16 protein-coding genes are annotated in these 21,172 nt (G+C 43.0%); 7 read left to right on the top strand and 9 right to left on the bottom strand.

Features of this window, described 5'->3' with window-relative positions; genetic code table 11:
• The first annotated feature begins 35 nt into the window (after nucleotides 1-35).
• Genes nrdA through yfaE form a run of 3 tightly spaced genes read left to right on the top strand, consistent with a single transcriptional unit; the run spans nucleotide 36 to nucleotide 3,741 of the window.
• Nucleotides 36-2,327: a class 1a ribonucleoside-diphosphate reductase subunit alpha gene (gene nrdA / locus GKR71_RS11310; protein ID WP_154609456.1), complete on the top strand. Its 2,292-nt coding sequence runs from the start codon at nucleotides 36-38 to the stop codon at nucleotides 2,325-2,327.
• 11 nt (nucleotides 2,328-2,338) lie between these two features.
• On the top strand, nucleotides 2,339-3,475 hold the full coding sequence (nrdB, locus tag GKR71_RS11305) for a class Ia ribonucleoside-diphosphate reductase subunit beta (RefSeq protein WP_154634300.1): 1,137 nt from the start codon (nucleotides 2,339-2,341) through the stop codon (nucleotides 3,473-3,475).
• A gap of 2 nt (nucleotides 3,476-3,477) precedes the next feature.
• A complete protein-coding gene (gene yfaE, locus GKR71_RS11300) occupies nucleotides 3,478-3,741 on the top strand; it encodes a class I ribonucleotide reductase maintenance protein YfaE (protein ID WP_108478594.1) in 264 nt (87 codons plus the stop codon).
• Nucleotides 3,742-3,890: 149 nt separating this feature from the next.
• On the opposite strand, the gene GKR71_RS11295 is transcribed toward yfaE, so the two are convergent.
• Entirely contained in the window at nucleotides 3,891-5,231 is a 1,341-nt protein-coding gene (locus GKR71_RS11295; RefSeq protein WP_006660307.1) for an anaerobic C4-dicarboxylate transporter, read from the bottom strand.
• A 483-nt stretch (nucleotides 5,232-5,714) separates the two neighbouring features.
• Here GKR71_RS11295 and tyrP point away from each other — a divergent pair, with 483 nt between their 5' ends.
• Complete coding sequence (tyrP, locus tag GKR71_RS11290; protein WP_230082430.1) at nucleotides 5,715-6,863, top strand: tyrosine transporter TyrP; 1,149 nt, start codon at nucleotides 5,715-5,717, stop codon at nucleotides 6,861-6,863.
• Between the two features lie 246 nt (nucleotides 6,864-7,109).
• On the opposite strand, the gene GKR71_RS11285 is transcribed toward tyrP, so the two are convergent.
• A complete protein-coding gene (locus GKR71_RS11285) occupies nucleotides 7,110-7,652 on the bottom strand; it encodes a YfaZ family outer membrane protein (RefSeq protein WP_006661376.1) in 543 nt (180 codons plus the stop codon).
• A 334-nt stretch (nucleotides 7,653-7,986) separates the two neighbouring features.
• Between GKR71_RS11285 and GKR71_RS11280 the strand changes: the two genes are divergently transcribed.
• Nucleotides 7,987-9,426 (top strand): catalase, encoded by a 1,440-nt coding sequence (locus GKR71_RS11280; RefSeq protein WP_036952784.1) that lies wholly within the window; start codon nucleotides 7,987-7,989, stop codon nucleotides 9,424-9,426.
• Nucleotides 9,427-9,510: 84 nt separating this feature from the next.
• Here the strand turns inward: GKR71_RS11280 and menE are convergent, their stop codons facing one another.
• From menE to GKR71_RS11250, 6 genes are all read right to left on the bottom strand, one after another.
• A complete protein-coding gene (gene menE, locus GKR71_RS11275; RefSeq protein WP_154634299.1) occupies nucleotides 9,511-10,926 on the bottom strand; it encodes an o-succinylbenzoate--CoA ligase in 1,416 nt (471 codons plus the stop codon).
• Complete coding sequence (gene menC, locus GKR71_RS11270) at nucleotides 10,914-11,885, bottom strand: o-succinylbenzoate synthase (protein WP_036952778.1); 972 nt, start codon at nucleotides 11,883-11,885, stop codon at nucleotides 10,914-10,916. Before menC ends, menE begins: the two co-directional genes overlap by 13 nt.
• A complete protein-coding gene (menB, locus tag GKR71_RS11265; protein ID WP_154634298.1) occupies nucleotides 11,885-12,742 on the bottom strand; it encodes a 1,4-dihydroxy-2-naphthoyl-CoA synthase in 858 nt (285 codons plus the stop codon). The genes menC and menB overlap by 1 nt, the downstream gene beginning before the upstream one ends.
• Nucleotides 12,743-12,754: 12 nt before the next feature.
• A complete protein-coding gene (menH, locus tag GKR71_RS11260; RefSeq protein ID WP_036952772.1) occupies nucleotides 12,755-13,537 on the bottom strand; it encodes a 2-succinyl-6-hydroxy-2,4-cyclohexadiene-1-carboxylate synthase in 783 nt (260 codons plus the stop codon).
• Nucleotides 13,531-15,210, bottom strand: coding sequence for a 2-succinyl-5-enolpyruvyl-6-hydroxy-3-cyclohexene-1-carboxylic-acid synthase (menD, locus tag GKR71_RS11255; RefSeq protein ID WP_154599420.1), 1,680 nt, complete (start codon nucleotides 15,208-15,210; stop codon nucleotides 13,531-13,533). Before menD ends, menH begins: the two co-directional genes overlap by 7 nt.
• Nucleotides 15,211-15,367: 157 nt before the next feature.
• Nucleotides 15,368-16,693: an isochorismate synthase gene (locus GKR71_RS11250; protein ID WP_230085071.1), complete on the bottom strand. Its 1,326-nt coding sequence runs from the start codon at nucleotides 16,691-16,693 to the stop codon at nucleotides 15,368-15,370.
• Nucleotides 16,694-17,341: 648 nt separating this feature from the next.
• On the opposite strand from GKR71_RS11250, the gene GKR71_RS11245 reads away from it, so the two are divergent.
• Together GKR71_RS11245 and GKR71_RS11240 are read left to right on the top strand one after the other, a co-directional pair.
• Nucleotides 17,342-18,553, top strand: coding sequence for an alpha-xenorhabdolysin family binary toxin subunit A (locus tag GKR71_RS11245; protein ID WP_036952764.1), 1,212 nt, complete (start codon nucleotides 17,342-17,344; stop codon nucleotides 18,551-18,553).
• Nucleotides 18,554-18,564: 11 nt separating this feature from the next.
• Entirely contained in the window at nucleotides 18,565-19,575 is a 1,011-nt protein-coding gene (locus tag GKR71_RS11240; protein WP_154634297.1) for an alpha-xenorhabdolysin family binary toxin subunit B, read from the top strand.
• 79 nt (nucleotides 19,576-19,654) lie between these two features.
• Here the strand turns inward: GKR71_RS11240 and nuoN are convergent, their stop codons facing one another.
• Nucleotides 19,655-21,166, bottom strand: a complete 1,512-nt coding sequence (nuoN, locus tag GKR71_RS11235; RefSeq protein ID WP_036952758.1) for an NADH-quinone oxidoreductase subunit NuoN — start codon at nucleotides 21,164-21,166, stop codon at nucleotides 19,655-19,657.
• Between the last annotated feature and the right edge of the window lie 6 nt (nucleotides 21,167-21,172).

Genomic DNA, 21,172 nt, shown 5'->3' with positions numbered 1-21,172 from the left:
CTCTATTTTGTAACTCAACCAAGGTGTACTTGCTCATGAACCAGAGTCTGTTAGTCACAAAACGTGATGGACATAAAGAACGCATTGACCTCGACAAAATCCATAAAGTTATTACATGGGCGGCGGAAGGTCTTAGTAACGTATCAGTTTCACAGGTGGAGTTACGTTCTCAGATTCAGTTTTATGATGGGATCAGAACTTCTGATATTCACGAAACGATGATTAAAGCCGCTGCTGACTTAATCACCGGTGAAACACCAGATTACCAATATCTTGCTGCACGTTTAGCGATTTTTAACCTGCGCAAAAAAGCCTATGGCCAGTTTGAGCCACCAAAATTATATGCCCACGTAAAACATCTGGTTGAGATGGGTAAATATGATAAGCATTTGCTGGAAGACTACACCGAAGCAGATTTCGAGCAAATGGATGGTTTTATTGACCATTGGCGTGATATGAATTTCTCCTACGCCGCTGTTAAACAGTTGGAAGGGAAATATTTAGTTCAAAACCGTGTCACCGGTGAAATCTACGAAAGCGCCCAGTTTTTATATATTCTGGTTGCTGCATGCTTGTTCTCTCATTATCCACAAGCAACCCGTTTAGATTACATCCGCCGCTTCTATGACGCGGTATCAACATTCAAAATTTCTTTACCTACGCCAATTATGGCGGGGGTACGTACACCTACACGTCAATTCAGCTCATGTGTTCTGATTGAGTGCGGTGACAGCCTTGATTCTATCAATGCAACCTCAAGTGCTATCGTGAAATATGTCTCTCAGCGTGCCGGTATCGGTATCAACGCGGGTCGCATTCGTGCGCTGGGTAGCCCAATCCGTGGTGGCGAAGCATTCCACACTGGCTGTATCCCATTCTATAAGCATTTCCAAACTGCGGTAAAATCTTGCTCTCAAGGTGGCGTACGTGGTGGTGCAGCAACTCTGTTCTACCCTATCTGGCACTTAGAAGTAGAAAGTTTATTAGTGCTGAAAAACAACCGTGGTGTTGAAGGGAACCGTGTTCGCCATATGGACTACGGTGTACAGCTCAACAAATTAATGTACGAACGCCTGATCAAAAACCAAGATATCACCCTATTCAGCCCGTCTGATGTTCCGGGCTTGTACGATGCATTCTTCGCGGATCAAGACGAGTTCGAACGCCTATATGTGCAATATGAGCAAGATGAGAAAATCCGTAAATCTAGCGTGAAAGCGGTTGAATTATTCTCATTGATGATGCAAGAACGCGCATCTACAGGTCGTATCTATATTCAAAACGTTGACCACTGCAACACCCACAGCCCATTTGACCCACAGGTTGCCCCTGTTCGTCAATCCAACCTGTGTCTGGAAATTGCACTGCCAACTAAACCATTAAATAACGTCAATGACGAAAATGGTGAAATTGCCTTGTGTACGCTGTCAGCGTTTAACTTAGGTGCCATTGAAAGCCTCGATGAGTTAGAAGAGTTAGCTATCTTAGCGGTTCGTGCATTAGACGCACTGTTAGACTACCAAGATTACCCAATCCCTGCGGCGAAGAAAGGCTCTATGGGTCGTCGTACTCTGGGTATTGGTGTGATTAACTACGCTTACTACTTAGCGAAGCACGGTGTTCGTTACTCCGATGGTAGCGCCAACAACCTGACGCACAAAACATTCGAAGCGATTCAATATTACTTACTGAAAGCCTCAAATGAATTAGCGAAAGAGCAAGGTGCTTGCCCGTGGTTCAATGAAACCACTTATGCGCAAGGCGTGTTACCTATCGATACTTACAAACGTGAGCTCGATAAATTAACTAACGAACCACTGCATTATGATTGGGAAGCGCTGCGCCAAGAGATCAAACAGTACGGTCTGCGTAACTCAACGCTGTCTGCATTAATGCCATCAGAGACCTCGTCTCAGATTTCTAACGCGACCAATGGTATCGAACCACCACGTGGTTATATCAGTATTAAAGCATCAAAAGACGGTATCCTGCGCCAAGTGGTGCCAGATTACGAAAATCTGAAAGGTGCTTACGAGCTATTATGGCAAATGCCTTCCAATAGCGGCTATTTGCAGTTAGTTGGGATCATGCAGAAGTTTATCGACCAGTCGATTTCTTCTAACACAAACTATGACCCAACCCGTTTCCCGAATGGCAAAGTGCCAATGAATCAACTGTTAAAAGATTTATTGTTAGCCTACAAGTTTGGTGTGAAAACACTTTACTACCACAACACCCGCGACGGTGCTGAAGATGTTCAGGGGGATCTGGAAGAAGTTGTTGAAAGCGCAGATTCTGATTGTGAAGGCGGGGCTTGTAAAATTTAATAGGGATGGTTATGTCACATTCATACACGATTTTTTCTCAGAAAAAAAATAACCAGCTGCTGGAGCCGATGTTTTTCGGCCAGCCTGTGAACGTTGCCCGTTTTGATCAGCAAAAATATCCTATTTTTGAAAAACTGATTGAAAAGCAACTCTCATTCTTCTGGCGCCCAGAAGAAGTTGACGTGGCGCGCGACCGTATTGACTATAATGCGCTGCCTGATCATGAAAAACACATTTTTATCAGTAACCTGAAATACCAAACGCTGCTCGACTCTATTCAGGGTCGCAGCCCTAACGTGGCATTTTTGCCACTGATTTCAATCCCAGAATTAGAAACTTGGGTTGAGACTTGGTCATTCTCAGAAACAATTCACTCACGTTCATACACGCATATTATTCGTAATATCGTGAATGACCCGGCGATTATCTTCGATGATATCGTTGAAAATGAAGAAATTCTCAAGCGTGCAAAAGATATTTCTGAGTACTACGACACGCTGATCGAAATGACCAACTATTACCATATGTTTGGTGAAGGGACCCATACGCTGGGTGGTAAACAAGTCACTGTTTCACTGCGAGCACTGAAAAAGCAACTTTATTTATGCTTAATGAGCGTTAACGCCCTTGAAGCAATTCGTTTCTACGTCAGCTTCGCGTGCTCTTTCGCCTTTGCTGAGCGCGAATTGATGGAAGGTAACGCAAAAATCATCAAGCTGATTGCTCGAGATGAAGCGCTGCACTTAACGGGAACTCAGCATATGCTGAACCTGTTACGCTCAGGTCAAGACGATCCTGAAATAGCAGAGATTGCCGCTGAGTGTGAAGATGAATGCTATCGCCTGTTTGTGGATGCGGCAGAACAAGAAAAAGAGTGGGCTGAATATCTGTTCAGCGAAGGCTCGATGATTGGTCTGAACAAAGATATTCTGTGCCAATATGTGGAATATATTACCAACATTCGTATGCAAGCAGTTGGCCTGAAATTACCATTTGAAGCGCGTTCTAACCCTATTCCATGGATCAACGCATGGTTAGTGTCTGACAACGTTCAAGTGGCGCCACAAGAAGTCGAAGTCAGCTCTTATTTAGTCGGTCAGATTGACGCTGAAGTTAACACCGATGATTTGAGTGATTTCGAACTGTAATTATGGCAAGTCATAAAATCACCCTGCGTCTTACGCAGGGTGTGCAAGTTCCCTACCACACGGATGTTCACACCAGTTTATTGGATGCCCTTGAAGATAGCCGAGTGCCTGTCGAGTACCAATGTCGAGAAGGCTACTGTGGCTCATGCCGCGTAACATTATTAAAGGGAAAGGTTGGATACAAACGTAAACCGCTCGCTTTTGTTCAAGAGGGTGAAATTCTGCCCTGCTGTTGTCACCCGCTATCCGATATTGAAATCGAGTAGCCGCGCTAGTAATACTGCATATCTAACAATAAAAAGCGATTGCTTTGATGACTCGAGCAATCGCTTTTTGCTTATAAAATCATACCTAAAATAATGCGAGTTACCGGTAAGCAGCTAACCCCCTGCAATTTGAAGTATGACGGGTATTTTTATAGATAACCGTACATTGCAGCAAAAATCCAACCAAACACACAGGATACACCCACCCCAATTAGACCAGGCAAGATAAAGCTGTGGTTGATAACAAACTTACCAATACGTGTAGTACCAGAACGGTCAAACTGAATCGCCGCAAGGTCACTTGGATAAGTTGGCAGGATATAGTAACCGTAACACGCTGGTGCAGACGCAATAATATATGCAGGGTCAACACCAATACCCAGAGCGATAGGCACTACTGCCGCTAATGCCGCTGCTTGTGAGTTAACAAACTTGGATACCAACAGCAAAATCACCGCATACGCCCAAGGGAAATCTTTGACTAATGAACCTAAAGTGCCTTTAATTTCATCCATATGGGCACCGAACATGGTTTCTGCCATCCACGCGATACCATATACCGCCACGATAGCAATCATCCCTGACCGGAACACTTCGTTTTTAGAAATCTGTCCTGGATTGGTTTTACAGATGATAATGATCAGCGCACCCGCTAATAACATAAACATCTGGATCACTAACACCATCGATAACGGCTTACCGTTAATTAATGGTCTGAGCTCAGAAAATGCCCCCAGTAATGCCACCACCACGATGGATGCTAAGAAAATCCACATTGCTACCCAGTTAATTTTTGGCAATTTTTTATCTAACAGCGTAACGCTATCACCATAAACATAGTCATGGTTTTCAGGCACTGAGATAAATTCTTGGAATACCGGGTCTTTATCCAGATCTTTACCGCGGAACCAGCTAAAGATACCTATCGCTAAGATACCGATTAAGGTTGATGGGATAGTGATTGCCAGTAAATCTAAAAATTCTAATGATTTACCGTTGATGGACACGCCATTTAACATTGCGACTAAAGAAACAACTGCCACGGAAACAGGGCTGGCAATAATCCCCATTTGCGCCCCGATACTACTCGCCGCCATTGGTCTTTCAGGACGAATATTATTCTTGATCGCTGCATCGTAAATGATTGGCAAAATGGTATATACCACATGCCCGGTACCACACAAAATGGTTAAAATACAGGTAACGAAAGGTGCAACAATAGAGATGTATTTTGGATTTTTACGCAGTAAACGTTCTGCGATTTGTAGCATAACGTCCAAACCGCCTGATGCTTGTAAGGTTGCTGATGCTGCAACAACAGCAATGATAACAAGCATAACGTCTACAGGCGGTTTTCCTGGAGGCAAACCAAAACCAAAGACAAGTATAACTAGGCCAACACCGCCTAGCAGCCCGAGCGCCATACCCCCTTTTCTTGCTCCGTAGAACAAGCAGACAAGAATAATGGCAAGTTGAATCATAAAGTCCATAGGTCCATCCTTTATTTATAGGTTTCCCTTATTATCCAGATGGTCTTAACGTATTAATTTGATTTATATTAATTTAAAAAACAATATTGTTTTATTTTCATTCCTAATATTTTGGTCCCATCACAAAATTCCCCTTTAGTTGCTGCCATAATACTCAGTTAAATAATATAATGAGTAAAATCAATCTTATAAACCCCATTTTTTAACATTTAACCCTCATCAAGTTTCACTTCTTATTTTCATTCTTAACAAAAATTCACCCTTAGCGAGCAAGTTGTTACTTGCCCATACATTAATAGAATTTTTGACTTATTTAGACTGTTAATATTTATTTACACACGCTGTAATTCAGATTTGACAGAGTAATCGCAATCGCATAATCTGCTTAAATTATTAATAACCCGAATTCAATCAGAGGAATTTGTGAAGAATCGTACCCTTGGCAGTATTTTGATCGTGGCAGGAACAACAATTGGCGCAGGAATGCTAGCAATGCCGCTAGCGGCAGCAGGTGTTGGCTTCACTGGAATAGTATGTTTGTTGATTGGTTTATGGATGCTAATGAGTTATACCTCATTACTACTAGTCGAGGTATATCAACATAATCCTGCCAATATGGGGCTCGGTAGTGTTGCGAAAAAGTACCTCGGTCCTGTCGGTCAAATTGTCACTGGTTTGAGTATGTTATTACTGATGTATGCTCTGACAACTGCCTATATTGGCGGGGCTGGAGTGCTTATCTCTGATAGCCTATCTTCTTGGTGGGGGATTACGGTTTCGACTCAAACAGCCATTATTATGTTCACCATTGTTGGCGGTGCTGTGGTCTGTGTGGGTACACACTCTGTTGATTTTATTAACCGTATTCTTTTCACCGCTAAGACGATTTTCTTAGTGATTATGCTGGCCGTTATGATGCCTCATGCCGAGGCGGTTAACCTAAGCACCATGCCGCTGGAAAAAGGCCTTATACTCGCCGCTGTTCCCGTGATTTTTACCTCTTTTGGGTTCCACGGAAGCGTACCTAGTTTAGTCAATTACATGAATGGTGATGTACGCAAGCTGCGTATCATTTTCATTACAGGGAGTGCAATTCCTCTGGTTGCCTACATTTTATGGCAAATCGCAACTCTCGGCGCTATCCCATCCAATACATTTATGGGGATCCTTGCCCAGTCTTCAGGTTTAAATGGATTATTAACCGCAATCCGTGATGTGGTTGCCACCCCTCGTGTGAATATGGCAGTTGCCCTGTTTATGGATTTAGCGTTAGCGACTTCCTTCTTAGGTGTGGCTTTAGGTTTGTTTGATTACCTTGCAGACTTATTTAAGCGTAGTAATGATTTTATTGGTCGCGCACAAACCACGCTGCTGACCTTCGTACCCCCGTTACTCGCAGCGTTGTTCTTCAGTAGTTTTGTTCAAGCATTAACTTACGCCGCTGTCGCATTATCAGTCCTAGCATTAATCATACCGGCACTGTTAACCATGCGCGTACGCAAGTTAGAAGCGAATGGCATTTACCGCGTCAAAGGCGGCACACCAATCCTCACTTTAGTTCTGCTGTGCGGTATCGCAGTCATCGCCATCCAATTCGCCATCGTGGCCGGCTTCCTGCCAAACGTTGGTTAATCCCTAGAGTTTCATTCATAAAAAAACACCCCAATTTGGGGTGTTTTTCTTGGCATTTTTTGATGTTTTTTTTGAAAAACTATCACTGCCATTTTTCAACTCATAATGAGCACTAGCATTATTCTCTAAATAGTTTGAATTGTGGCTAGGCGGCAAACGAGGATATCTTGGGGAGCATACATGAGTATGTGACCCGAGTATCCGAGTGCAGCCAACAACGCCACAAATCAAAATATGACGAGAATATTAGAAGGATAGGCCGGCGCCCACATACCATCCGTCTGCCAACTTCTCATTACGATCATCATGTGCGCCTTTCATCTCAATCAGACGATAACCCGCATCAACCGACAGCGGTTTAAACACGGTATAGCGCGCACCTGCTTTCGCTTCCATGTAGGATTTGCTGCCTGAAGTCAGTGATTCTGGTGCGCCATACGCTTCACCGTAGAAACTTAATGATGGCAGTGCTTGCCAACTTAAGCCGCCGCCTAATGCTGCCGCTGCACCGTTAGAACCATCTTCAGGAGATAAATACAATGCTTTACCACCTACATAGGCATTAAATGGTCCTAATGGCAGACCGAAAGTTGCGCCTAAGCTACCTAACTCGCCATTATGATCGCTACGAGCCCAAGAGCCATTAAATGCTAAACCTGAACCTTGAGTTCCTAAACCAGCACTTAATTCTGTAAAATGTTCACCCGCGCTGAAATCAGCAGAAATTGCTTGGGCAGCACCCATATAAAATGCAGAGGTCGCTGCAACAGCTAAAAGAACTTTGCGCATTATCATTTCCTTTATTATTAAAAATTAAAGTATCGTGACGATGTTACGTGATTTAGTGCACGTACTCAGTCTTTTTTGCTTAAATTTACGTTAGAACACCGTTTAACGCACAATAAGTGAAATTCATCAGTGGTTTACTTCAATCAATTCTTCATTTTCTGACTAAACTTCTTACTATGATTACAGTGATTGGTCAGAGCGATTAGATAATTAATTCTTTGCTTATTATACTGTTCATCAAGTTTATTATAGAGATGAAGTGATATTCTACAAATATTCATCCAGTTAGTTACTTTTGTGTAGTCTATAAATCTAATAGCTTGGGAGTATTGTGATGAAAAAAAGAGGTTTAACTACCGCTTCAGGCGCACCTGTTGTGGATAACAATAACGTGATGACTGCGGGTAAACGTGGCCCGATGCTGTTGCAAGATGTTTGGTTTTTGGAAAAGCTCGCCCACTTCGATCGTGAAGTGATCCCAGAGCGCCGTATGCACGCTAAAGGTTCAGGGGCATTCGGTACTTTCACTGTCACCCATGACATTACCCGCTATACCCGCGCAAAATTATTCAGTGAAATTGGCAAGAAAACTGATTTATTTGTTCGCTTCTCCACCGTAGCCGGTGAACGTGGTGCAGCTGATGCCGAGCGCGATATCCGTGGTTTCGCCATGAAGTTTTATACCGAAGAAGGCAACTGGGATATGGTGGGTAACAACACCCCTGTATTCTATCTGCGTGACCCGCTGAAATTCCCTGACTTAAACCACGTTGTTAAACGCTGCCCTTACACCAATATGCGTAGCGCTGCCTATAAATGGGATTTCTTCTCCCACTTACCTGAAGCGCTTCATCAATTAACCATTGATGTCAGCGACCGCGGCTTACCAAAAAGTTATCGCTTTATGCACGGTTTTGGTAGCCATACCTATAGCTTTATCAATGCGAATAACGAACGTTTTTGGGTGAAATTCCACTTCCGTAGCCAGCAAGGTATCGAAAACCTTATGGATGACGAAGCAGAAGCGCTGATTGGTAAAGATCGTGAAAGCTCTCAACGTGACCTGTTCGATGCTATCCAACGTAAAGAATACCCTCGCTGGAACTTACAGATTCAGATCATGCCAGAAAAAGAGGCGTCAACCGTCCCTTATAACCCATTTGATCTAACCAAAGTGTGGCCACACAAAGATTATCCATTGATTGATGTGGGCTATTTTGAACTGAACCGCAACCCAGATAACTATTTCTCGGATGTGGAACAAGCGGCATTTAGCCCAGCGAATATCGTTCCGGGCATTGGATTCTCTCCAGACAAAATGCTGCAAGGTCGCTTATTCTCTTATGGGGATACTCAGCGTTACCGTTTAGGTATTAACCACTATCAAATTCCGGTGAATGCCCCACGCTGCCCATTCCACAATTATCATCGTGATGGTGCAATGCGCATTGATGGTAATAGCAGCAATACCGTGACTTATGAGCCAAACAGCGCAGGTATGTTCCAAGAACAACCGGACTATAGCGAACCACCATTATCCATCGAAGGTGCGGCTGATCACTGGAATCACCGTGAAGATGAAGATTACTTCAGCCAACCTCGTGCACTGTATGAATTGCTGGACGATGCCGAACATCAACGTATGTTCCAACGTTTAGCGGGTGAGTTGATTGAAGCGTCAGAAGAGACACAAAAACGTCAAATCGAGTTGTTTAAGAAAGTGCACCCAGAATACGGTGCTGGTGTTGAAAAAGCGTTGAATGCGCTGAAATAAACAAGCATTTCCTGTTATGACCAAGCGCTAGAACTTTCTAGCGCTTTTATCTATTCCTTAATTCATTCTGCGTTTAGTTCATCACTATCTTTGTGTTAACACCCATCGCTTCACCTGCTGGCGAGAGACTTTAATTCCCCCCGCTTTCAATTCAGGTTCTAGGCGATAAAACGCCATGGGGAATTGATACGGGGCTAATTTATCTTTTAGCCAATCCGCCAACATGTTCAAATTCATTGATTCATCAGCGTCAATCACTGCCACAGGGCGCTGTCCAAATTGCACATCATCAACAGGAACAATAAAGCTTTGGTGCACACCAGGATGAGCATTGATCACCGCTTCAATATCTTCAGGCTGCACACACTCCCCGCCACTAATGAATAGATTATCCAAACGACCTAAAACCTGATATTCACCCTCAATAAAGGCACCTTTGTCATTGGTTTTAAACCATCCATCCACTAAATTTAAAGGATGTAATTGCCCATCAAACCAATACCCTAAAGATTGGCTGTCCGACTGAATTTGAATTTCATCATCCACCAGCCGTACTTGTTTACCCGCTAATGGAAGCCCTACACCTTTCTTACCATCTGTACGTTTGGCACACACGGTTGACGCCATTTCTGTCATCCCATAACCACTCCAACATACAATACCACGTTGCTCGGCTAGCTCCGTTAAACTGGTTGGGATCATAGCCCCCCCCAACAAGACTTCTTTTAACGAAAGATTTAACGGCATCTCGTCATTCAGTAACCGCCATAGTTGAGTCGGCACTAATGATGCATGGGTGACACCCTGTAATGCTTCGGGCAATGGTGTAGAACGAATGGCGAGTTTTGCACCGCTCAGTAACCAACGCCATACAATCCCTTGCCCTGAAACGTGAAATAATGGCAATGAAAGTAGCCAGCAATCCTCTTGCTGATAATTCATGGCATCCAACACGCCAGCCGCACTGTTCAAATGCGCCGAAATACTGTGTACAGCCGCTTTAGGTAACCCCGTAGAACCTGAGGTTAAAATTAACGTTGCAGGTTGCTCAGCAATTTTCTGAAAGCTTACCGAAGGAAAATCGTCATATTCAATAAAATGATAATAAAGCTGGTGGTCCAAATGACGATAATTCGCGAGCGCGTTTTGTTCATCGGTAAAATCAATCACTGCGCTAATATCAAGATGTGGCAGTAATTCATCTAACAACCGTTCAGGAAGGCGAGGATTGATAGGCAAGACTTTCGCCCCACAAGCTAGCAACGCCAATTGACTGAGTAGCAGTTCAACGGAGTTTTTACCGCGCAAAGCGACACATTGCCCTTCTTGCACGCCTTGCATCGCAAAGTAAGTGACTAAATCGGCAATCTGCTGATTTAATGCCGCCCACGTTACCGCATCAGTATCCGTAAAAAGTGCAATGTTATTTGGTTGAAGACTGGCCCAATACTGCCAAGGCCAGTCGGTAAAGCGGCTAGACGATGATGCTAACTCTGCCATACAACTGTCAGCTCATCTAACTGTTGAACAGGAATTTGGCATTGTGGCCAAGGTCTCACCAATTGAGATTGGATCAGTGAAACCGTATCTAAACCTGGAATGGTATTCGGCGTTAGCCAATTTGCGACCCGCGCTAATTGGGTTAAACCAAAGCTGCTTTCGATGGATGAGCTGATCACAGCCTGCATCCCTAACTGATGAGCTTGCTCCACCAAACTACGGCAATAACTCAAGCTGCCCGTTAAGGTCGGTTTAATGATAATAGCCGCCACACCCGGTTGCGCTTCTACTTTGAAGTCATCTTCGCGCACACTTTCATCCCATGCGATGGCGATGCCAGTATCCGCAGAAAATTGCAAAGACTCCTCACGGGTTTTGCATGGCTCTTCAAGGAACGCAATTCGTGCACGGTAATCTGGATTCACATATTTAGCGAAACCATCTGCTTTTGCTCGGGTCCAGCTGCGGTTAGCATCTAAGCGCAGTTTTAGCTCAGGCACCGCTTCCAATAATAAGTTTGCCACCATGCCATCACGCACAGCTTCATAAAGCCCCACTTTCACTTTGGCGACTTTTTCCCCTTCCATGGCATCGAGGCTTAGGATTAGGTCATCAGGGTCACCGCTGCATAATGGCGCTTTACGATAATTAGCTTGTTGTGGAAGTTCACCGGCCAGCTCTGCTAATGCACAGCTACAGCCAAAGGCAACTGAAGGTAAATGGCTTGGCGTCATTGTGCCTTCATTCACCCATTCATTTAGCCATGCGATGGTGTCGGCTGTTGCTTCTTCCAACGTTTCACGGCTAAATTCTGGCAGAGGTGAAATTTCCCCCCAGCCTTCGCTATCCCCATCTTGTAAACAAACCAAAAGCCCATCACGGGTTTTTAGTCGTTGATAGCGAAGGATAACGCCTGCCTCCATCGGCAGGCTGAACGAGTAAAGTTTGGCTTTTCTCATTATGGATTACGCTTATATTTAGAAAAATCTGGCGCACGCTTTTCGTTGAATGCGTTACGCCCTTCTTGACCTTCATCGGTCACATAGAACAGCATCGTTGCGTTACCCGCTAATTCTTGCAGACCCGCTTGACCATCACAGTCAGCGTTCAGTGCCGCTTTCAAGCAACGTAATGCCATTGGGCTGTTTTCCAGCATTTCTCGGCACCAGCGTACTGTTTCTTTTTCTAAGTCAGCATAAGGTACAACGGTGTTTACCAGACCCATGTCTAACGCTTCTTGCGCATTGTACTGACGGCACAGGAACCAAATTTCGCGGGCTTTCTTTTGACCGACGATACGCGCCATATAAGATGCGCCCCAGCCGCCATCAAACGAGCCAACTTTAGGACCCGTTTGACCGAAAATCGCGTTATCGGCTGCGATGGTTAAGTCACACATCATATGTAAAACGTGACCGCCACCGATGGAGAAACCAGCAACCATTGCAACAACAGGTTTTGGACAGGTACGAATTTGACGTTGGAAATCCAATACGTTCAGATGGTGCGTACCGCTTTCATCGCGATACCCGCCGTAGTCGCCACGAATTTTCTGGTCACCACCAGCACAGAACGCTTTTTCACCTTCACCCGTTAGGATGATAGTCCCGATATGGTCGTCATAACGCGCGTCTGATAATGCTTGGATCATCTCTTTTACGGTTTGCGGACGGAATGCATTGCGCACTTCAGGGCGGTTAATGGTAATTTTAGCAATCCCTTCAGGGGATTTGTGATATCGAATATCGTCAAAACCGGCTGAGCAATCTTGCCACTCAATCGGTGCGTACAGTTTTTCTTCGCTTGGATAAATCATTATCAAGTTCCTTTAACCACAGTGTGATAAAAAATAGTGAAGTGCAGCTGCATAATGTTGGGGATTTTCCCGATGCGCATTATGCCCTGCATTATCAATTAGCGTAAACGGCAATGCATATTGTTGCGAAACGCCTCGAAATTTTTGGTCTTTCTCACCGCAAAAATAACAGTAAGGGACCGATAATTGCTTTAATGACTCAGCTAAAAATGGTTGTTTGGATAGCGACGTATTTTCTAGCATATCGGCAACGGCCAATGGGTTATTTTGACCTCGGAGTGCTACCAATTTTTCACGCTGAGCCGATGTAAGGTCGGCAAAAACCGCTTGTTGATACCAGTCATTCAAAACCTGTTCGATTGGCTGATGTCGAAAACGTTCTGCCCAGCGATGGTCGTTATCAGCTCTCGCAATACGTTCTTGTTCACTCTGTAAACCAACGTTGCCCCCTTCAATCACCAACCCTTGTAGCCCTTGATGAGTGCTAAAGCAGGCAAAGTGCATCGCTAAGCGGGCGCCGAGCGAATAGCCAATCAACACATATTGCGAAACAGAGTAACGCGCCAACAACTGAGTCAGTTGCGTATCAAAATCAACAAAACCTTGGCAGCCGATATTGCGTGAATCACCATGCCCCGGCAAATCGACCACTAAGCGCGGATAATTGGGGCAAGCCTCAACAATCGATGACCAATCATCGTGACTCCCTAATAAGCCATGAAGGAAAACTAGCCACGGTGTTTTTTTGCCGTTGGCAGGTTGTTCCTGACTCGGATAATAGTGCGCCGCTAGCACGGTAAACTTTCCACGTCTTGCAGTAATTGTTTTAGTGTTCGAGCACCTTCATCCCCATCAACCACTAACTCAATCAGCAGTGTACCGCGTTGCTTGAACCAGAATTCTTGCACTGTCTCTTTTAAGCTCGACCAATCTGTTGGCGCGCAGTATTGCAGACCAAACATCATCGCCGCACCTTCAAAGCTTACATTTTGTGGCATGCAATAATAGTTTTGGCGAGCTTCTGGGGAGGTTGGCAGCATCGAGAAAATTTGCCCGCCATTATTGTTCACAATAATCAACACACTAGGAGCAGAAGGTTCGCGCAACAATGCCAAACTGTTCAAATCATACAATGCGGATATATCCCCGACGATACCGAGTGTCGGTTTTGCTGTCGCTCTCTGTACACCAGCCATCGTCGAGATCAACCCGTCGATACCACTGGCGCCACGGTTACTAAATACCGGGTAACCCGCAGGCAATTGAGCCAGTGCATCAATTAAACGCACAATTAAGCTATTCCCCACGAAAAGTTGTCCGCAAGGCGGGAGAAGTTCAGGGAGTTGATGCGCTACCGCAGCTTCAGAAAATTGGTTTTGCAGCTGGGTTTGAACATGTTGCAAGGTACGATTTGTTAAGTCCGTTAAGCCTTCGCACCATGCACCGCGCGGTTGAGCAGGATGTTGCTCTATCCACCCTTTTACGCTGCAAGTGAGCTTACGACCCTGATGGTTGGCAGGATCTAAACGCCCGGGAATAGTATCAATTATCCAATACTCTTGAGGATGACACTGGCTTTGCCACTGTAATGCGCGTTTTCCTGTTATGCTGGAGCCAAACTGAACCACTAATTCTGCTTCATCTAACCAGGCTTTAGCGTTCGGGTGTTGTAACCATAAATCAGCACATGGATAAGGTTGTCCAGTCTGAGAGAGCACATCACCGATAACTGGCCAGCCTAGTTCTGCCGCCCATTTTGCAACAAGCTCGCCATCATTGCTGCTCATACGCCCTGCGATCACGACCCCTTTTTTCTGACGCCAGAAATACCAGTCAGCCACTAATGCGACAGTATGGGTTAGAGGTTCGCTTAGCCACGGGTGAGATGATTGCCACCAATTACCTAAACTGGCTTGCCACTCGGTTTCCCCTTCAGTTTCACCATACAGCGGTTCAGCAAAAGGACAGTTCACATGGAATGCCCCATGACGCAGCTGATTCATCCCGTTATCTAGCGCAGAAACCAGCCACTTCGCTGAAATATCGCGCGTGGGTCTTGGTAGCATTAAACTTTCGAACGGATGGCTAGCAAAAATATGGGTTTGGCGGATAGCCTGATTGGCACCGCAGTCAATTAATTCTGGCGGTCTGTCTGCCGTGAGGAAAATGACTTTTTCCCCCGTTAATCCAGCTTCTATCAGTGAGGGATACAGGTTAGCGACTGCCGTCCCTGAGGTGACAATCACGCCAACAGGTTCTCCACTCGCTTTCGCAAGCCCAAGAGCAAGATGACCTAATCCGCGCTCATCAAAGTGCGTATGGCAATGAAGTTTTGCATTATTCACAGCGGCTAACGTTAACGGCGTGGAGCGAGAGCCGGGAGCTATGCAGATATTTTTCATTCCGTGACGGGCTAGCGCCTCAATAATTACCTCAGCCCAACGGAGATTAAATGCTGAATTCGACATAATGTGCTCGGTAAATTATTCATGATGCTGAGTGTAATAGGATTGAGAAAAATTTCTTGATCTCAAAACAATTTTTCATGAACTAATTGAAAATAAAAAAGAAATAACCATTTTAGCTATAGGGTTTTTAGGCTATTTTTTCATTGTGCTTGGTTTTTCATTGCGTTTTAAGTAAGGATTTCAGCCCAGACGCTTTGTTTTCAATTTCTTCCCACTCTTGTTCAGGATCTGAACCACTCACAATCCCTGCGCCTGAATAGAGGGATATCTGGGTACCATCAATTTGAGCGCAGCGCAGAGAAACCGCAAATTCACTGCGATTTAAACTGACAAAGCCACCCGTTCCTGCATACCAACCACGAGAAAATGGCTCGTGCTCGGCAAGGAATTCACGAGCAACGCGACGGGGTAAGCCGCATACCGCTGCCGTCGGTTGTAAACGTTGCAAACAATCGCTGTCTGAGGGCGCTAATAGGGTCGCGGCAATGGAGCGATATAAATGTTGGATTTTTCTCAGGCGGATCACCTTCGCGGGGGAGACATCAATACCCGTTACCGCACCTTGTAATTGCTGACAAATATCATCAACCACCACTAAATTTTCATGCTGGTTTTTACTGTCTTCCATTAACCATTTGGCATTTTCAGCCGCAATCCCATCATCAACATGGTTAGCAACCGTACCCGCTAGTGCTTCAGAATTAAGTTGAGTGCCTTGGCGCAAGTAAAGACGCTCTGGAGTCGATGACATAAAGCCGGAGTGCGCACTAAACGCCATCATAAAATGGTAGCAATGGTGATTCACTTTTTGGCTAGCAGATAAAAACTCTGCCGCAGTTATGGGCTTAGATAGTGACAATTTGGTTTCCCGTGCCATCACCACTTTCTCCATTTTACCTGCACGCATATCGTGAATTGCCCCAGTGAGTAACGCACACCATTCATCATGATCGGGAATATGCTGCTGCCCAATGATTTGAGTGGATAATGGGGATACGCTATTCGATACCGAATTTAACTGCTGTACAAAAGCAATAGCGGCTTGGAGATCCTGTGCACCATCAATATTTAGAGCAACAGTCACCGTTGAGCGCAAGCGGAAGATTTCTAATCGAGGTAGAAAATAGAATGCGGATTCTCGCTTAAGGGTTTCACTGATACCTTCGCCCACACCATTCCAACCATTGAGGCCCCATAATCGCATATCAGGGATTTCAGTATGCTCGGAGATAAATTGCTCAGCATCCATGATAGCATTAAATGATTTTACTGTGCCTAACGCACTACATTCCTCTGAGCCAGTACGGTGATACCAATAGAATTGAGGGTAGCTATCTTGGGACGATAACCACGCTAATCCAGGAAACGCCTCTTTTGCATCCATCTTCCACGTTAAGCGGGTATATTCGTTAGGATTGAGTACTAATGTAGACAAATGGGTCAGAATTTCAGCTAATAATTTATCAATTTTTGTTTTTGTCACTTTAGATTCCCACTGCACCATCACAACGACATCGATTTACTTACAATTATTATATATCGCAATGTAATTTATTAATACATTCATTATTAATAGCACAAGATGTTTAAAAAACCGTCAGATAGAAATCAAAAATGATAAGCTTACGACATGGGGGCATTTTCAAAATCATGTCATATCAAACTGTTAAATAAAGTCTCTCACCCTTCTTATTTGTATAACTCCACTATCAACTTATGAGTAAAATATAAAATTTCAATAATTCACCTTATAAACCACTTTTATTCTTTAATTAGTTCTAGATATTGAATCCTAATTAAGATTAATTACTTATTATTTGAAATCATAATATTCAGCTTAAGAACTCAGTGATGATCCTATATCTAAATTTTAAAGTTGTAATTTATGTAATAAATGAATATTTAAAACTACAACCAATGAGTTATTTTTTAGCGCTGATTTTCATTTTTTAATATCAACATAAGCCCTGCGTTTCTAGTAGGTTATGAGTTATAAATTTGAACGTTACAAGCCCCTTGTTTATTACTATTAAAAACCAAAAGTAAAAAATAAATTAATCATCAAAGCAACAAGATAATTAGCTCTCTAATTTTATCATTCCACCTTCATTTAATTAATTGGAAATCCAGAATGAATACTCAGTCTAACTATGACAGAATTATTGAAAAGGAAAATATTGGCGATGCAACATTGGCATTGTTAACCAATCAAGACTCCTTATCCGCAAGATCAGCGGGTATATTCACCCTCGAAGATTTAATTAATATTCACCGACACGTCCAGTTTGCGCTAACCCTTCCTATCAAAGAAATTGATATTTTAAAATGGTTCGGCATTAATGATAAAAATGATTCATTACTACCAGCTAGTGAATTAACTGAGACGATTCTGAGTATTCGTAAACACGCTAACACCTGGGATAACGTTGAGCTCAAAGTGAAAGAGCAATCCATTGATTTGTCATTAACAAGTCGTAACATCATACAAACTGGTGATCAAATTCTTGAATATATTAATCACATGCCGATTATTCAAAAAATCTCAGATAGCTTAGAGGATTTATCTGAAAGCGACTTAAACCAAATCACCTATCAAAATGACGACCAACAAATTGCCACTGAACTTTTAAGCATTTTGCAGTTAATTAAAGGAGATATAAAACAGCAATCGATTAAAACCATTCAAATTAAAAACACAGTCTCAGATTTTCGTGCGCATATTACCGGTGGATATCTTTCAGACTACACCCATGTAGATTCATTACTCTTCACAATAAAAGGACTATATCAACAATTAGAATCTAACGAGGATCCCAGCAATAACGAGTCATTTTATAAAGAGCTTATCGCCTTTAAGAAAAACGAACTATACCAATTAGAGCAGGAATATAGCCACTTTGTTAAGCTTTGCTTTACAGGTCTTGCGGGGGGCATTATTGGTTTAGTGATTACAGGCAGTATTTTTGGTGTAAAAGCAGAAAATATCCGTGATAGGAAAAATAAATTAATCAAAGAAATCGAAGGAATAAATCATAAGTTACATCAAGAACAGCTACTACAGAAAACTATCTTTGATATTCAAATTAATTTACAAAAAATTGAAAGTTTATTTAAAGATGCACGTCTAGCTATTGACCACTTAGATTATATGTGGCTCGTAATCCTCACAGAGATTAAACAATCTATTGATATATTTGCAAGGATAAACAATGCAGAAAAACTGATCCGGTTTATCACGCAATTCAAACGTATCATCACATCTTGGACTTCTATTCAAGATTATTCAGTTCATTTGATTAAGCTATTTGATGAGCTACAAATCAATGAAAAAAACTCACAATAAAAGGCGTTAATATGTATGATAACCTCGAATTACCTATGTTACCCTCCATTGATATCTACCAATTAAGGTGTATTTCAAATAGCATTAGCTCTTTTAATAAAAATATTCTTAACTACGACTATATTATTTATGGTCGCATTCAAAAAATTGCAATTAAGATTGAAAGACTCAATGAACTGATTAGAAACTCTGTTCCCATTCTAAAAATCAAATTGAACTATATTATTAAAAATGATGATTATGCATTGCTGACATATGAAAATAATGATGATGATCTATCTGATATTCGCCGAAAAATTGCAATTACAGGCTTTGTCGATGACTTAATGGATGTCAAATTTGAACTTGAAAAGCTTATTTCAAAAACACGCTATACATTAGAATCATTATTAGTTTTTCATCTAAATGAACCTAACAAACTGAAGCATTCTCAATATACCAAACAAAAAGAATTTCTTGTTAACTCTAAAAATAGTAAGCAATCTAAGATTAATGAATTAAATAACAATCTCTCTGTGATCCTCGCAGCAGAAGATATTATATTAAAGCATAAAATTACAGATTTCTTTGACCGATATTTTCAAGGGAAAGAGCTTATTGATTCTATTGATATCCAACCCAATAAAAAAGACATTCTGAAAGCGGCTATTAGTTATATTCGTAATTTATTAACGATGGTGGATGATGGGCTCGAGTTTAGTCAACTTGTTGATGTAAGGATCTATATCAGTGACCAGATTATTGAGGCGCGTGAAGAAATAAATACGATAGATAATAATATATTTCGACTCTCGCAGCTCATGAGCTATGCCAATGATATTAATCAGATAGAAACCCATAAACAGACCATTATCACTCAAGCCGGCGCTTTAAAATCTTATTGGGAGTCTTGGTGCGGTTTTATGAGTGAAAAAGTCTCAGAGGAGTGTTTGAATTTCGATCAAATTAAAACCGTTAGCCAAATGTTAATGACCTATTTGAACGATATTGAGTACCAATATCAACGACAATTACCGGATTAAAAAAATCCCCGTTACTGTTAAGTAACGGGGATTTTATCGGAACTGACTTGTTGACTAAAACCTAGCTGTTTACTAAAACTTAGCTAAGTGCTGGCAGTGTCGATGTTGCAATATCAATAATCGGTTGTGGCCACAGACCAAACACAATAACCGCTATCGCACACAGCGCTGCAAACACAGTTCCCAACGTCATTTTTTCTGGTCCAGTATAGCGGTCTGCATGTTCTGCATCACGGCTATATAAGCTCGCCATAAAGCGCAAGTAGTAGAACAATCCAAGTGCACTACCTACCACCACAGCCCCTGTCAGCCACCACAATTGTGCGTATACGGCCGAAAGGATGGCATAGAACTTACCAATGAACCCAAGCGTAATAGGAATACCCGCTAGAGATAACATCATCACCGTCATCACCATCGCCAAGACTGGCTTGTGCCAGAATAAGCCGCGGAATGCACTGAAATCATCTTGGTCATCACCACGGTATGGGCTAGAAATTACGCTAACCACACCAAACGCACCCAAGCTCGCTAACAAATAGCTCACCAGGTAGATAGCAATGGTGACTTGTGCCAATTGAGCATCAACACGCATTGCCACTAACGTAACCAGTAAGTACCCCATATGAGCGATAGATGAGTAACCAAGCAGACGCTTCGCACTCTTCTGAGTCAATGCCAGCAAGTTACCAAACAAGATTGACGCAATCGCAATCACACCAACAACTGCTAATAATGTATCTGTTTGTGCGATGCCATCAACATGCGTAATTGGTGCTTCTAAGAAGATGCGAACCAACACCGCAAAGATAGCGATTTTACTGCCCGTTGCTAAGAAAGCGGCAACGGGTGCAGGTGCACCTTGATAAACGTCTGGGGTCCATAATTGGAATGGGAACAACGATAATTTAAAGCCGAAGCCCACAATCATCATACCTAAACCAACTAAAATCAGTGGCGCGTGAATGCTGCTATTCGCTAAACTTTGACCGACGACGCTGAAGCTTAAGCTACCTGATTCTGCGTATAATAAAGCGATACCAAACAGCAGGAATGACGACGCTGCTGCGGATAACACCATATACTTGATACCCGCTTCTAAAGTACGGCTACGTTCAAAGGTATAAGCCACCAGGCCAAATAGTGGAATAGAGATCAATTCAATACCGATGAACATCGAAGCCATATGGTTCGACATTCCCAGTAGAACACCACCCGTCACCGCAATGCTCAATAAGAGGTAAAACTCTTCTTTGTTATCATTAAAGCCTTCTAGCCAATGATAAGCAAAAATAGCGGTACCCATACCTGCGATCAGAACCAGTCCTGAGTAGAACAGTGCAAAACCATCAACTAACAGCAATGAAGTCACTGCTCTTGGTAGTAATGCTTCTTCGCCCACTGATGTAGGAATGGCATAGCCGTTAACCCAAATCAGTGAAACAAATGTCAGGAGAAAGCCAACAACCGTTATTCCGGCACTGGTTAAATGATCTCGCCGCCACGCAATTGACAGCATCACAATCACTGCAGTCAATCCAGAAAGGATTAACGGCAGCATTGCTAACAATTCTAAAGTTGTTATTGTCATGGCGAA

This window comes from Providencia sp. wls1922 (genome assembly GCF_009706505.1).
In the GTDB taxonomy this organism is placed as follows: Bacteria; Pseudomonadota; Gammaproteobacteria; order Enterobacterales; family Enterobacteriaceae; genus Providencia; species Providencia lanzhouensis.
The sequence above is the reverse complement of the archived record's forward strand: the minus strand, read 5'-3'. Positions and strand labels throughout refer to the sequence as shown.

Bases quoted from the DNA above. Each gene is read 5' to 3' on its own strand.
- menE (WP_154634299.1), bottom strand. From the start codon at position 10,926: ATGGCAGAGTTAGCATCATCGTCTAGCCGCTTTACCGACTGGCCTTGG.
- yfaE (WP_108478594.1), top strand. From the start codon at position 3,478: ATGGCAAGTCATAAAATCACCCTGCGTCTTACGCAGGGTGTGCAAGTT.
- GKR71_RS11285 (WP_006661376.1), bottom strand. From the start codon at position 7,652: ATGCGCAAAGTTCTTTTAGCTGTTGCAGCGACCTCTGCATTTTATATG.
- menC (WP_036952778.1), bottom strand. From the start codon at position 11,885: ATGAGAAAAGCCAAACTTTACTCGTTCAGCCTGCCGATGGAGGCAGGC.
- nrdA (WP_154609456.1), top strand. From the start codon at position 36: ATGAACCAGAGTCTGTTAGTCACAAAACGTGATGGACATAAAGAACGC.
- nuoN (WP_036952758.1), bottom strand. From the start codon at position 21,166: ATGACAATAACAACTTTAGAATTGTTAGCAATGCTGCCGTTAATCCTT.
- GKR71_RS11295 (WP_006660307.1), bottom strand. From the start codon at position 5,231: ATGGACTTTATGATTCAACTTGCCATTATTCTTGTCTGCTTGTTCTAC.
- GKR71_RS11280 (WP_036952784.1), top strand. From the start codon at position 7,987: ATGAAAAAAAGAGGTTTAACTACCGCTTCAGGCGCACCTGTTGTGGAT.
- tyrP (WP_230082430.1), top strand. From the start codon at position 5,715: ATGCTAGCAATGCCGCTAGCGGCAGCAGGTGTTGGCTTCACTGGAATA.
- menD (WP_154599420.1), bottom strand. From the start codon at position 15,210: ATGTCGAATTCAGCATTTAATCTCCGTTGGGCTGAGGTAATTATTGAG.
- GKR71_RS11240 (WP_154634297.1), top strand. From the start codon at position 18,565: ATGTATGATAACCTCGAATTACCTATGTTACCCTCCATTGATATCTAC.
- nrdB (WP_154634300.1), top strand. From the start codon at position 2,339: ATGTCACATTCATACACGATTTTTTCTCAGAAAAAAAATAACCAGCTG.
- menB (WP_154634298.1), bottom strand. From the start codon at position 12,742: ATGATTTATCCAAGCGAAGAAAAACTGTACGCACCGATTGAGTGGCAA.
- GKR71_RS11245 (WP_036952764.1), top strand. From the start codon at position 17,342: ATGAATACTCAGTCTAACTATGACAGAATTATTGAAAAGGAAAATATT.